At 70.5% G+C, this 12,933-nt stretch carries 11 protein-coding genes; 5 read left to right on the top strand and 6 right to left on the bottom strand.

All coding sequences use genetic code 11. From position 1 onward, the window contains the following. Positions 1–31: 31 nt before the first annotated feature. Both FHR38_RS05425 and FHR38_RS05430 read right to left on the bottom strand, forming a co-directional pair. The gene (locus FHR38_RS05425; protein ID WP_184533319.1) at positions 32–433 is read right to left on the bottom strand and encodes a hypothetical protein; all 402 of its coding nucleotides are present in this window, start codon (positions 431–433) and stop codon (positions 32–34) included. 137 nt (positions 434–570) lie between these two features. Beyond that, entirely contained in the window at positions 571–900 is a 330-nt protein-coding gene (locus tag FHR38_RS05430) for a hypothetical protein (RefSeq protein ID WP_184533321.1), read from the bottom strand. 213 nt (positions 901–1,113) lie between these two features. On the opposite strand from FHR38_RS05430, the gene FHR38_RS05435 reads away from it, so the two are divergent. Further along, complete coding sequence (locus FHR38_RS05435) at positions 1,114–5,730, top strand: ATP-dependent helicase (RefSeq protein ID WP_184533323.1); 4,617 nt, start codon at positions 1,114–1,116, stop codon at positions 5,728–5,730. A gap of 83 nt (positions 5,731–5,813) precedes the next feature. On the opposite strand, the gene FHR38_RS05440 is transcribed toward FHR38_RS05435, so the two are convergent. After that, on the bottom strand, positions 5,814–6,170 hold the full coding sequence (locus FHR38_RS05440; protein ID WP_184533325.1) for a MerR family transcriptional regulator: 357 nt from the start codon (positions 6,168–6,170) through the stop codon (positions 5,814–5,816). 58 nt (positions 6,171–6,228) lie between these two features. On the opposite strand from FHR38_RS05440, the gene FHR38_RS05445 reads away from it, so the two are divergent. Continuing rightward, positions 6,229–7,497 carry an MFS transporter gene (locus FHR38_RS05445; protein WP_184533327.1) on the top strand — a complete coding sequence of 423 codons (1,269 nt, stop codon included), beginning with the start codon at positions 6,229–6,231 and terminating at the stop codon, positions 7,495–7,497. A 298-nt stretch (positions 7,498–7,795) separates the two neighbouring features. On the opposite strand, the gene FHR38_RS05455 is transcribed toward FHR38_RS05445, so the two are convergent. Beyond that, the gene (locus FHR38_RS05455) at positions 7,796–8,320 is read right to left on the bottom strand and encodes a GNAT family N-acetyltransferase (protein ID WP_312881862.1); all 525 of its coding nucleotides are present in this window, start codon (positions 8,318–8,320) and stop codon (positions 7,796–7,798) included. A gap of 136 nt (positions 8,321–8,456) precedes the next feature. Further along, positions 8,457–9,743 (bottom strand): DUF6236 family protein, encoded by a 1,287-nt coding sequence (locus FHR38_RS05460; protein ID WP_184533329.1) that lies wholly within the window; start codon positions 9,741–9,743, stop codon positions 8,457–8,459. 262 nt (positions 9,744–10,005) lie between these two features. Here FHR38_RS05460 and FHR38_RS05465 point away from each other — a divergent pair, with 262 nt between their 5' ends. Then, positions 10,006–10,251: a CPCC family cysteine-rich protein gene (locus FHR38_RS05465; RefSeq protein ID WP_312881863.1), complete on the top strand. Its 246-nt coding sequence runs from the start codon at positions 10,006–10,008 to the stop codon at positions 10,249–10,251. Between the two features lie 161 nt (positions 10,252–10,412). Continuing rightward, the gene (locus tag FHR38_RS05470) at positions 10,413–11,216 is read left to right on the top strand and encodes an Fpg/Nei family DNA glycosylase (RefSeq protein WP_184533331.1); all 804 of its coding nucleotides are present in this window, start codon (positions 10,413–10,415) and stop codon (positions 11,214–11,216) included. Positions 11,217–11,279: 63 nt separating this feature from the next. Here the strand turns inward: FHR38_RS05470 and FHR38_RS05475 are convergent, their stop codons facing one another. Further along, complete coding sequence (locus tag FHR38_RS05475) at positions 11,280–12,113, bottom strand: DUF8814 domain-containing protein (RefSeq protein WP_184533333.1); 834 nt, start codon at positions 12,111–12,113, stop codon at positions 11,280–11,282. 161 nt (positions 12,114–12,274) lie between these two features. Between FHR38_RS05475 and FHR38_RS05480 the strand changes: the two genes are divergently transcribed. Continuing rightward, the gene (locus tag FHR38_RS05480; RefSeq protein WP_184533335.1) at positions 12,275–12,769 is read left to right on the top strand and encodes a type II toxin-antitoxin system PemK/MazF family toxin; all 495 of its coding nucleotides are present in this window, start codon (positions 12,275–12,277) and stop codon (positions 12,767–12,769) included. Positions 12,770–12,933: the final 164 nt, after the last annotated feature.

Here is a 12,933-nt window from a genome sequence, read left to right on the forward strand (position 1 = left end):
CGACCGGTGGGCGGGGCCGTGGGGAGGGGCGTCAGGCGGGCGGTGCGCGGCTGGGGTTGCCGGGCACGGCGCGCGAGGACAACGCCGGTTCGGAGCGGCCGATCAGGACCGGTTCCGATGATTCCAGCGGGGCGACCCACAGTGCGGCTGGCCGGGTGGCGGCGGGTAGCTGCCCGTCCCGGGGCTGATGCCGCTCCTCGAAGCTGTGTTCGCGGGCGGATGCCTCACCCCCGGCCGCCTTCTCGTCGTCCCGACCCACGGACGGGGTGGGGTGGAAGAGTGCGGCACCGATGGAGGCGGGCCCGGCGGCGATGGCGACGGCGGGCGCGGCGGCGAAGCCGGCACCGAGCACCGAGGTGATGGAGAGGATGACGAAGAGGGCTGCGGCGAGCAACCAGCCGACGGGTCGACGCGTCAGGTGCCCTCCGCCCACATCGCCTCCCGCATTCGCTCGCCGAGGAGAAAGTGTAACCGGTCGGGTGGGCCGTTACCGGTCGTCGATGTTTCGGGCCCCATGACATGGATCTCGCCGCACCGGCCTGGCTACGGCCGATCGTCCCGGTCCGGACGTTACGACTCGACGATCAGGTCCGGGCGTCCGAGTTGCACGACGATCTTGTTGACCACCCGCTGCGTCGCGGCGAGTGAGCCCACCGGGAGAAGATGGTCCCGGCTCTCCCGGCGCAGGACGAAGTAGTGCACGGCGGCTCGTACTCGGGCCCGGTCGGCGGCGCTGGCAGCGGTGGTGACGACGACCAGCTCACGAAGGGCGGCCGCGAGTTGCTCGGCGAGTTGGAGATCGGCGCCGCGCAGGCCGGGACGCACCGAGGCGAGGTGGCTGTCCACCTTACGAATGAGGACGTCGGTGCCGTGCTGGTTGCCCCGCTCGACGACGGCCATCTGGTCCTCCTCGGCCTCGGCCCGCCATTGCGAGAAAAGTTACTTTACGTTGCCCAGCCAAAGCAAGCAGTTAAGTAAGACTTAAAGCCACAGAACGGGCAGACCACAGCTGTTCTTCATGTTGTCGCCTGATGCACCGCCAGCGCCTGCGGATCTTGTCCCACCCCCGAGGCAGGATGGACCCGTGGTCAACGTACTGGTGGGGTGGGGCTGATGACCCAGCCTGACGTGACGGCCCGGTTCGCACCCGCGACCCGGGAGTGGTTCGCTGCCGCCTTCGCCGCCCCCACCGATGCTCAGGCCGGCGCGTGGCAGGCGATCAGCGCCGGACACCACGCGCTCGTCGTCGCGCCGACCGGCTCCGGCAAGACCCTCGCCGCGTTCCTGTGGTCGCTGGATCGGCTGGCCCGTGAGACACCACCCGAAGATCGGCAACACCGTTGCCGGGTGCTCTACGTCAGCCCGTTGAAGGCCCTCGCGGTCGACGTCGAACGCAACCTGCGTGCCCCGCTGACCGGCATCCGGCACGCGGCGGCCCGGCTCGGCATCCCACCGCCGGAGATCACCGTCGGCATGCGTACCGGCGACACCCCGGCCGACGAACGCCGCGCCTTCGCGCGTACCCCACCGGACATCCTGATCACCACGCCCGAGTCGCTGTTCCTGCTGCTCACCTCCGCCGCCCGGGACGCCCTGCGCGGCGTCGAGACGGTGATCATCGACGAGGTGCACGCCGTGGCCGGCACCAAACGCGGTGCCCACCTGGCGCTCTCCCTGGAACGCCTGGACGCCCTGCTGCCCCGACCGGCCCAGCGGATCGGGCTCTCCGCCACCGTACGGCCGGTCGACGCCACCGCCCACTTCCTCGGCGGCGCGCAGCCGGTGACGGTCGTCGCCCCGCCCACCGCCAAGACGATCGAGGTCAGCGTCCAGGTGCCGGTCGAGGACATGACCCGGCTGGATGAGGCGGACGAGTCGGTCGACGACGAGCTGGGCGGTCCGCCCCGCCGGGCGTCGATCTGGCCGGCGGTCGAGGAACGGGTACACGAGCTGATCCGGGCACACCGCTCCACCATCGTCTTCACCAACTCACGGCGCAGTGCCGAGCGGTTGTGCGCCCGGCTCAACGAGCTGGCCGCCGCCCACGACGGCACACCGGTGCCGGCCCCGACCCGGCCACCGGCCGAGCTGATGGCCCAGTCCGGTACGGCCGGCGGCGCGGCCCCGGTGATCGCCCGCGCCCACCACGGCAGCGTCTCCCGGGAGGAGCGCAAACACATCGAGGAGGCGCTCAAGTCGGGGCAGCTCCCCGCCGTGGTGGCCACCTCCAGCCTGGAACTCGGCATCGACATGGGCGCGGTCGACCTGGTCGTACAGATCGAGGCACCGCCCAGCGTCGCCGCCGGTCTGCAACGGGTGGGCCGGGCCGGGCACCAGGTCGGCGCGGTCTCCCGGGGTGTCGTCTTCCCGAAGCACCGGGGCGACCTGCTCTCCTGTGCCGTGGTCGCCGACCGGATGGCCGACGGTGGGATCGAGGAGCTACACAGTCCACGCAACCCGCTCGACGTGCTCGCCCAGCAGATCGTGGCCATGGTCGCGCTCGACCAGTGGCGGGTCGCCGACCTCGCCACCCTGGTCCGCCGCGCCGCCCCGTTCGCCGAACTGCCCGACTCGGCGCTGCACGCGGTGCTGGACATGCTCTCCGGCCGTTACCCCTCCACCGCCTTCGCCGAGCTGCGCCCCCGGCTGGTCTGGGATCGGGCCGCCGACCTGCTCACCGGCCGACCCGGCGCGCAGCGGCTGGCGGTGACCAGCGGCGGCACCATCCCCGACCGGGGCATGTTCGGGGTCTTCCTGGCCGGTGCCGAACGGGCCGCCCGGGTCGGCGAACTCGACGAGGAGATGGTCTACGAGTCACGCGTCGGCGACGTCTTCCTGCTCGGCTCCTCGTCGTGGCGGATCGAGGAGATCACTCCGGACCGGGTGCTGGTCTCCCCCGCCCCGGGGCAGGCCGCCCGAATGCCGTTCTGGAAGGGCGACTCGCTGGGCCGCCCGGTCGAGCTGGGGCGGGCCATCGGTGCGCGGGTCCGCGCCCTGGCCCGACAGGACGACGAGACCGCCACCACGGCGCTACGCGCCGCCGGGCTGGACGACTGGGCGGCCGGCAACCTCGTCGCCTACCTGCGCGAACAGCGAGCCGCGACCCGGTCCCTGCCCGACGACCGTACCGTGGTGGTGGAGCGGTTCCGCGACGAGCTGGGCGACTGGCGGCTGGCCGTGCACTGCGTGCTCGGGGCCCGGGTCAACGGTCCGTGGGCGCTGGCCATCGGCCGCCGCCTCGCCGAGCGCTACGGCGTGGACGCCCAGGTCATGCCGGGCGACGACGGCATCGTCGTACGCTTGCCCGACACCGCCGACGAACCGCCCGGCGCGGAGCTGGTCGCCTTCGACCCGGACGAGATCGCCCAACTGGTGGAGGAGTCGGTCGGCGGCTCGGCCATGTTCGCCGCCCGGTTCCGCGAGTGCGCCGCCCGCGCGTTGCTGCTGCCCCGACGCGACCCACGCCGTCGCCAGCCGCTGTGGCAGCAGCGCCAGAAGGCCAGCCAACTGCTCGACGTGGCCCGGGACCATCCCGACTTCCCGATCACCCTGGAGGCGGCCCGCGAATGCCTCCAGGACGTCTTCGACGTACCCGGGTTGGTGATGCTGATGCGCGAACTGGCCAGCCGCCGGGTCCGGCTGGTCGAGGTGGAAACCTCCCGGCCGTCGCCGTTCGCCCGGTCGCTGCTCTTCGGCTACGTGGGTGCCTTCCTCTACGAGGGGGACGCGCCACTGGCCGAACGCCGGGCCGCCGCGCTGGCGCTCGACTCGACCCTGCTCGGTGAACTGCTCGGCCGGGTGGACCTGCGCGAACTGCTCGATCCGGCGGTGCTCGCCGAAACCGAGCGGCGACTGCGCTGGCTGACCGACGACCGTCGCCCCAGGGACGCCGAGGACGCCGTCGAACTGCTCCGGCTGCTCGGTGACCTCTCCGACGCGGAGTTGACCGAGCGTGGGGTGCAGTCGGAGTGGCTGACCGAGTTGGCCCAGACCCGGCGGATCCTGCCGGTACGCATCGCTGGTGAACAGCGTTGGGTCGGCATCGAGGACGCCGGCCGGCTGCGCGACGCGCTCGGTGTGGCGCTGCCGGTCGGGGTCGCCGAGGCGTACCTGGCCCCGGTGGCCGACCCGCTCGGTGACCTGGTCGCCCGGTACGCCCGTACCCACGGCCCGTTCCCGGCCGCCGCCTGCGCCGCCCGGTTCGGGCTCGGGGTCTTCGTCGTCGAGCAGGCGCTGCGCCGGCTCGCCACCACCGGCAGGGTGGTCTCCGGCGAGTTCTCCCCCGACCGGGCCGGGGCCGAATGGTGCGACGCCGAGGTGCTGCGCCTGCTGCGCCGCCGGTCACTGGCCGCACTGCGCCGGGAGATCGAGCCGGTGTCGCCCCGGGCGCTGGCCGACTTCCTGCCCCGTTGGCAGCAGGTCGGCGCGTCGAGCCGGGGCGTCGAGGCGGTCGCCGCCGCCGTCGAACAGTTGCAGGGCGTCGCCGTGCCCGCATCCGCGCTGGAACGGCTGGTCCTGCCCGCCCGGGTCGCCGACTACTCCCCCGCCTATCTGGACGAGCTGTGCGCCAGCGGCGAGGTGGTGTGGGCTGGTTCCGGTTCGATCAGCGGGGGCGACGGCTGGATAACCCTGGCGTACGCCGACACCGCGCCACTGCTGCTTCCCCCGCCGGACGAGGCGCTGGCCCTGACCCCGCTGCACGAGGCGGTGCTGGCCGCGCTCGCCGACGGCCAGGCCCTCTTCTTCCGGGCCCTGGCCGACCGGGTTTGTGGCGCAGGGGATCCGGGCCTCGGGCCGGTCGACGACGCGGCGCTGGTCGCGGCCATCTGGGACCTGGTGTGGGCCGGGCGGTTGACCAACGACACCCTGGCCCCGCTGCGGGTGACCCTCGGTGGGGGTGGTGCGCACCGGTCCCGCCCAGGTGCGCCACGCACCCGCTACCGGCGGCCGGGACGGGTGGCGCTGCCCAGCCGTACCGGCCCGCCGACCGTCGCCGGACGCTGGTCGCTGCTGCCCGACCGGGACACCGACCCGACCCGACGTGGCGCGGCGCTGGCCGACACACTGCTCGAACGGCACGGGGTGGTCACCCGGGGCGCGGTCACCGCCGAAGGGGTCACCGGCGGGTTCGCCGCCGTATATCCGGTGCTGTCGGCACTGGAGGAACGCGGGGCGGCCCGGCGCGGCTACTTCGTCGAAGGGCTCGGGGCCGCCCAGTTCGCCGTACCCGGGGCCGTCGACCGGCTCCGGGCCCTGGCCGAGCCAGGTGGCATCGACCGCAGTGACCGGTCGGACGGGACCGACGGGTGGGACGGCACCGGGCAGCGCGGTGGGCGGGCCCTGGTGCTGGCCGCCACCGACCCGGCCAACCCGTACGGCGCGGCGCTGCCCTGGCCGGAGCGGGTGGTCGACTCCGGCGACGGCGTCGAGGTGCCAGCCGGCGGGCACCGGGCCGGACGGAAGGCGGGTGCGCTGGTCGTACTGGTCGGCGGTGAGCTTGTCCTCTACGTCGAACGCGGTGGCCGTACCCTCCTGTCCTTCTCCGACGACGAGCGGCTGCTCACGGCGGCGGCCCGCGCACTCGGCGACGCGGTACGCACCGGGGCGCTCGGGGCGATGTCGGTCGAGCGGGCCGACGGCGCGGCGGTGGGACGGTCGTCGCCACTGCACGCCGCACTGACCGCCGCCGGATTCCGGGCCACCCCGCGTGGCCTGCGGCTACGCGGCTGACGCACGCACTCGTAGTGCGTCGGTCGATGGTTCCGCGGTGGCATCCGCCTCGCTGCCTGAGATGCTGCCGGCACGCCGATGACTCAGGTGGAGCGACGTTGAAGGTCCTTCGACACGGTGCGCAGCACCCGCTGGACCTTCTCCAGGGCTGCGAGTTGTCCTTCCAGGCTCTGCAGGCGGCTGTCGACCAGTTGGCGTAGCGCCTCACTCGGTTGGAGCTGGCCTTCACTGCCGATGAAGGGAAGGATCTCCCTAACTTCGTCAAGGTTGAACCCGGCATCGAGTAGGCAGCGAATCCTTGCTACCTCACGGACGGCACGATCCGGAAAGTCACGGTAACGGTTCTGGGCGCGGGTCGAGGTGAGCAGACCAGCCCGGTCGTAGTGCCGAAGCGACCAGGTGTTCACACCGGTCCGTCGAGCGAGTTCACCAATGATCACGTCCGCTTCCGATCTATGGCTTGACCTTGATACGGGTGTCAAAGTTTACGGTCTGGGCGTGCCCACCAGCTCCGCTCATCCATCACTGATCGCCGTCACCCGATTCTCGATCCTCACCTTCGGGATCACGTTCGTCATCGGTACTGACACGTTCCTCGTCGCGCCGCTGTTACCCACACTGTCCAATGAATACCGGATCGGTACTGAGGTGTCCGGGTGGCTGGTCAGCGGCTACTCCATCGGCTATGCGGCCTTCGCGCTGGTGGCGGGGCCGATCTCCGACCGCGTGAACCGTAAGGCCGTCGTCATCGCGGGACTCGCTGCTTTCGCCCTGTCCACTGCGGCCTCCGGGCTGGCACCGAACTTCTGGGCGATGATCGTGCTCCGGGCGCTCGCGGGGATGGCCGCATCGCTCGTCGTGCCGCAGATCTGGGCGACGATCCCCGTCGCGGTGCCGGCCGACCGGGTCCTGTCCACGATGGGATACGGGACGGCTGGCCTGTCCATCGCCCAGGTGGTTGGGGTACCGGCCGGCAGCATCCTGGCCGCGACGAACTGGCGGATACCGTTCTTCGTACTCGGCGCTGTGTCGCTGCTCGTCATGGCGGCCGTGGCCGTCTGGTTTCCCTCGGTGCCGTCTGTGGCCGCGGGTAACGGCCGCATCCTGTCCTCCTACCGCAGCGTCCTCGGCCTACGGCGAGCGGCGTGGTACCTGGCCGGCTACCTCGTGTTCGGGATCGGCCTCTACACCGTGTTCACCTTCATCGGCACCTGGTACACCCGTGCCTTCGGACTCTCGGTCACCCAAGTCGGCCTCGCGATCATCGGGCTGGGTGCGGGTAACGCGATCGGATCGATGTTCGCCAGCCGCCTCGCCAACCAGCTCGGACTGCCCAAATCCGTGCTGCTCGGTGGATCCGTCCTTGCGGTGCTGTGTGTCGCCCTGCCCTTCGCGCCAGTACTACCCGTGGCAGAGGCCACGCTCATGCTGATCTTCCTGGTGAGCGGATTCGTGTTTCCCGTACTCATGACGGTCATGCAATCACTGTCCACCACCGCGCGCGGGACCGTCGCATCGCTGGCGAACGCGGCGCTGTACACGGCGGCGAGCATCGGCGGCGTCATCTCGGGCGTTCTGTTCACCACATTCCACGGGTTCTACGGTGTCGCCTTCCTCAGCGCGGTCGCCTTCGTGGCCGCGCTGCTGTTGTACGTCCGTGGCGGGTTGCGCACGGCTCCCACACAAGCTCAACCAGTGGCTACAAGCACGAAACCACCGGAGTCGGTGACCCCGGCGGCTCACCCGATTGCGGACCATGACGAATGACACTCAGCCTGGCCGTACCCCTATGCCGTGAGCAGGTCACGCTGCGGGTTCGGCTCAGGGCCGTCCAGCAGACACTTGACGTACGTCGTGGGGAACTCGCCGAGCGAGTGGGCCAGCACGGCCGGTTCGGTCAGCATGGCCCCCGGGTGTGGCGTCGTGCCGGCCAGAACCGCTCAATCTGCTCGTCGGTAAGGCCCCGGCCACCAACCGGAGGCGAACGACTCGCCGTCGACCGGGACCTCGGAGTCGACGAAGATCACCCCGGGTCAGCCAATCGCCGATCCGCTCGGCGGCCTGGCTAGCCGGTGACGATCGGCTGTTCGTACTCGCCGCCGCCCGCGGGGCGCTCGAAGACGAGTTCGAGGCCGTCCTCCTCGTCCCACTGTTCGCCTACCTGGCTGAAGCCGAAGCCGGCGAGTGTGGCCAGGGAGGCCGCGTTGTCGGGACTGACCGATGCCCGTACGGTCCGGACGGCCGGTTCGACGGCGGCCCGACGCAGCAGTTCGGTGAGCATGGCCCGGGCGTAGCCCTGGCGACGGTGGGTGGGGTCCACCGAGTAGGCGACCTCCACCATGCCCGTCTCGTCGGGCGGTCCGTGGAATCCGGCGTGGCCGACGACGATTCCCTCCGGCTCGGCGACCGCCGCCCGGGCGATCCACCGGCCACTGTCCGGGTCGGCGGCCACCTGGTCGACGCGGATCCGCCACAGCCAGCACGCATCGTCGGTGACGAAGTAGTCGGTGAGGTCGACGCCGGCCTCGGCGCTGGCCCGGGGCAGGTCCCGGTCCAGCAGCGCGGTCATCGTCACGCGGTTCAGTTCCACGAAGCGCACTGATCGGGGACTGTTCGAGGTACGCGGCTCTCGACCGCCTTCGTTCGGCACAGCACGGATGATCGCGCTGTTCCTTCCGGGTGACCAGTGAATTTCCGTTGCGGGACGGTGCTCGCTGTGACCGGCCTCATCGCGGCCGTGGTGCTCCAGGCACCGCCCGCCGAATGGCAGACCGGATCTTCGCGACCGCGTCGGCGGGGCCCAGTTCGCGCCGTAGGTCCAACAGATAGCCGGCGGGATGGCTGGCGACGACCTGCCTTCGCTGGTCGAGGGCACTGCCTACCGTCCCGACCAGGCACCCCGCGACCACGCCCGCGCTGGTGACGACCGGCGGTAGGTGGGCGGCGTTGGCCAGCACACCCAACGCCGCCGGTGGTGCGAGCGTCTGAAGGCTGAGTACGGCTCGGACCGGTGCCAGGCCGAGCCGACCAAGCGTACGTTCCATCTCCTCGAGCGGGTGCCGGACCTTGCTCTCCACGTGGTTGCGCAGTTTGGCCGCTCGGACGTCCGGATCCCGGACCTCGCTGATCGCCACGAAGTCCGGGGTGAGCGAGCCGAGGAACTCGCGATAGCGCATGAGCTGCGGCAGCAGCCTTCGTCGCGCCTCGATGATCCGCTCGACCGGCACCTCGGCCAGGTCGCGCGGAAGTACCGTCTGTAGCGCCAGCACCGCGAACATCTGGCTGTAGTCCGTCGGACCCGCCGGTGCCGTCTCGGCGTTGTCGGCGAGCAGGATCTGTGCCATCGCCTCGATCGTCCAGCCCGAGGTAGCGGCGGTCAGCAGTGGCTGATCGGTGACCGGCGTCATCCCGTTCTGACGGGCGACGACATCTGCCAGAATCGCCAGGTAGACCCGGGCCAAGTACGAGTGCATCGCCAGGTCGCGGATGCGAAGCGTCTTTCCGTCGGACGCCCGACGCCATTGGTAGCTCCTGGACACCAGCAACCCGTCGTCCGCCAACCGATGCGCCAGCCCGTAGGACATCTTGCCCGGATGGACCTCTTGCAGACGGGGATCGAGCGGCAGGAGTTCGTCGTGGACATCCCAGGTACGGAGGGATTCGACACCGAGCGCCTCGGCCCCGTACCGGGGTGTCAGCTCGTCCTTGTATCGGTCGAGGAAGTCGTAGAACAACGCGTTGACCTGGTCCTCGGTGTCCGCCCCGTAGCGTTCGGCTCCCGCCCTCGCGAGAACGTCGTCGTCCACCCAGGACTGCTGGCGTCCCCAGTCGGGTCTCACCTCGATGACGAAGTCAAGCTCGTCCCGGAGCCGCTTCACCGTGTCGGAGTCGCGCAGACCGTAGTAGCCGAACGGATGGATCCGGCCCAGTTGGGGCCAGTGCAGGGCGGCAGCCTTCACCCAACTGTCGCCGGGCAGGTTGACGTACGGGAAATAGAGGGCGACGTCGCTCATAGCGGCCACGATGCCCTGTTGACGCTACCGCCGGAAAGTGGCCTGCGGTGGGTGGGGTGGGTCGAGCCCGCCGGCCCCGAACTGGCCAGCGTCGGTGAACAGCTCGACGGCCACCACTGCAATTGCTTCTGGTCCGGAGGCAACCGGCAGGGCTCTACCTGCGAAAAGCAACAAGAAGGGGACCGTCGTCACCATCACCGACGGGTTTTCAGATCCTGGGTGCGAGGTGCCGGCTCACCGATCGCTGTGAAATGCTTACCGAGTGAACAAGCATTCGATTGATATCGATGCATGCCCCTGTTGTGGCTACCGAACCGGCTGTGAGACCTGCCCCGTTTGTTTCTGGACCGACGACGGCCGACGCGACCAGGAGGCCGACATCGTGCGGGACGGCCCCAACGGCGATCTGACCCTCTCCCACGCTCGGCTCAACTTCGCCATCTACGGCGCCTGCCATCCCCGTTACCAGGACACCGTCCGCCCGCCGAGGCCCGACGAGCTGCCCTGACGATCCCCCCACCAGCCCCACCATCCGCCCCGTCGGCCGGAGCACCTCCGGCCGACGCCGACACCAGCGCCGGCACCGCATCGACGCCATCGAGACGTACGACGACGAGGCGACCCGCCCGTTTCGTGGCGGAACCGACGGATCGCGGCCAGGATGGACGGATGCCCGAGGGTGACACGGTGTGGCTGACCGCCCGCGTACTACAGGACACGCTGGCCGGCTCCCGGTTGACCGGATCCGACTTCCGGGTGCCGCGACTGGCCACCGTCGACCTGGCCGGCTGGCTCATAACGGAGTCGACCAGTCGGGGCAAGCACCTGCTCCTACGCCTGGCCGCCCCGGACGAGCGGCGGATGACCCTGCACTCGCACCTGCGGATGGAGGGCGCGTGGCGGACGTACGCCCCGGGCGAACGCTGGACCGGCGGCCCGGCCCACCTGATCCGGGTGGTGCTGCGTACCGCGGCGCGGGTCACTGTCGGCTACCACCTGCACGACCTGGCGCTGCTGCCAACCGCGACCGAGGCCGACCTGGTCGGCCACCTCGGGCCTGACCTGCTCGGCCCCGACTGGGACCCGGACGAGGCGATACGCCGACTCGCCGCCCACCCGGACACCGAGATCGCCGACGCCCTGCTCGACCAACGGAATCTCGCCGGCATCGGCAACGTCTACAAGTGCGAGGTGTTGTTCCTGCGCGGTGTCTCGCCGTGGGCTCCGGTACGCGACGTACCGGATCTGCCCGCCCTGGTGTCGCTGGCCCACCGACTGTTGACAGCCAACCGGAACCGGTGGACTCGGAGCACCACCGGCTCCACCCGACCCGGCCAGGCCGCCTACGTGTACGGCCGCCGGGGCCGCCCCTGTCTGCGCTGTGGCACTCCGATCCGGTCGACGGGACAGGGCGAGCGGATCACCTACTGGTGTCCGGTCTGTCAGCCGTCATCGGCCAACACCGCTTCTTGATCCACAGGTTGGGCAGGGCCCCTTCCTGCGCGGAGGGCGACAAGAAGGGGCCCTTCCTTGCACCTAGCAGGTGGGGACGGTGCCGCCGGTAACGGTGGAGATGTACGAGTGGCTCACGTACTGCCCGGTGGCGAGACGGTTCCACCGGGTCGTGGTGCCGTACGGGCCGCTGACCGACTGGCCGGTCACCCAGCACTCGATTGGCACCATGGCGTACGTCGCCGCGAATCCCTTGCTCGCGTAGCTGGTGCCCGGTCCACTGCGGATGTTGAGCGGGCCGCTGCCGATCCGCCCTCGGGGACCGGTGCCGGTCCACAGGTAGGCGACGTCGACCCAGGCGTTGTCGGTCAGCAGCAGCCCGTCCCAGAAGGTGCCGTCGGCCAGGTCGATGCCGGCCGGGCTGGCCACCGTACGACCGCGTTGGTCCTTGCCACCGTTGTAGCCGTCCTGGTAGGCGGCCTGCGCCTCGGGTTTGCCCTGCGGCAGGTCCTGCCACGACTCGCGGACCTCCGGCGGGTTCCAGTAGTCGTCCGTGGTGTTCCACGGCCCGACGTCCCAGACCGGCGCGTACTCGCATCGGCTGCCGCTGGTGGTGCAGACCCGAACGGTGTAGTCACCGGTGTTCTTCGGGGACAGGCCCCGCCGGGAGGGCAGGGCGACGAAGTGGTCCCGGGACGTGATCACGTGCCCGTTCGCGGTGGTGCGGCCGACCAGGCCCTCGCGAGTGGCGTACACCCGGTAGGTCAGGCCCGGGGTCGCGGCGGCCGTCACCGTCACCGTGTCGACGGCAGCCGGCCCCGTACCGGTGGCGGCGGTGGCAGGTGCCGCGGCCAGGACCGCGACGACGACGCCGGCCACCGCGGCGACCAGGCGTGGATGGGATCTGCGGTACGTCATGGCACACTCCTCGGGGGCCGACGGCCGACGTCAACCATTCGACGAATACAGAAACGTCGATCTGTTGGCCGTAGGGAACCACCGATGCAGTCAGCAGTCAAGAAGGAAACCTTCACAGGTGGGCCCAGCGGACCGGCACTACGGAGAATAGGCTGCCCGCCGTGGCACATCTCTTGAGGAACGTGGCGGCGACGATCAGCCGGCTGACCAGGAACCGCACTACGACCACCGGCACCCCGGGTGCCATTCCGGCGCAGATCGCCCGACGTCGCCAGGTCGGGGCACTACAACGCCGTCGCCTGATCTACGCCCCGGAACTGGACGGGCAGGCCGATCCGGGTGAGATCGTGTGGACCTGGGTGCCGTACGAGGACGATCCCCGCCAGGGCAAGGACCGTCCCGTACTGGTCGTTGGACGCCACAGCCGGACCCTGTTCGGCCTCATGCTCTCCAGCCAGAGCGACCGGGACGGCCAACGGCACTGGTTCGCCCTCGGCCCGGGCGAGTGGGACCGTGACAAGCGGGCCAGTTGGGTCCGGCTCGACCGGGTGCTCACCATGCGGGAGGACAGCATCCGGCGGGAGGGCGCGGTGCTGGACCGAGCCCGATTCGACCGGGTCAGCCAGGCACTGCGCGCTGGCTACGGCTGGTCCTGACTCCAGCCGTCACCTAACGTCGCCGTCGCCGTCACCGCCTGGGGGGCGGTGACGGCGACGACCAACTCCTCCACCGTATCCACCCGACACTTTCGGCAGTTATCCACTTACGGATAGTCGGCATTGCCGACTGGTGGTGGCGACCGCTCCGGCTGGGACTAGCC

It is taken from the genome of Micromonospora polyrhachis, assembly GCF_014203835.1.
Lineage (GTDB): Bacteria > Actinomycetota > Actinomycetes > Mycobacteriales > Micromonosporaceae > Micromonospora_H > Micromonospora_H polyrhachis.

Coding starts and splice junctions, on each gene's coding strand:
- FHR38_RS05460 (WP_184533329.1), bottom strand. CDS start 9,743: ATGAGCGACGTCGCCCTCTATTTCCCGTACGTCAACCTGCCCGGCGAC.
- FHR38_RS05435 (WP_184533323.1), top strand. CDS start 1,114: ATGACCCAGCCTGACGTGACGGCCCGGTTCGCACCCGCGACCCGGGAG.
- FHR38_RS05470 (WP_184533331.1), top strand. CDS start 10,413: ATGCCCGAGGGTGACACGGTGTGGCTGACCGCCCGCGTACTACAGGAC.
- FHR38_RS05430 (WP_184533321.1), bottom strand. CDS start 900: ATGGCCGTCGTCGAGCGGGGCAACCAGCACGGCACCGACGTCCTCATT.
- FHR38_RS05475 (WP_184533333.1), bottom strand. CDS start 12,113: ATGACGTACCGCAGATCCCATCCACGCCTGGTCGCCGCGGTGGCCGGC.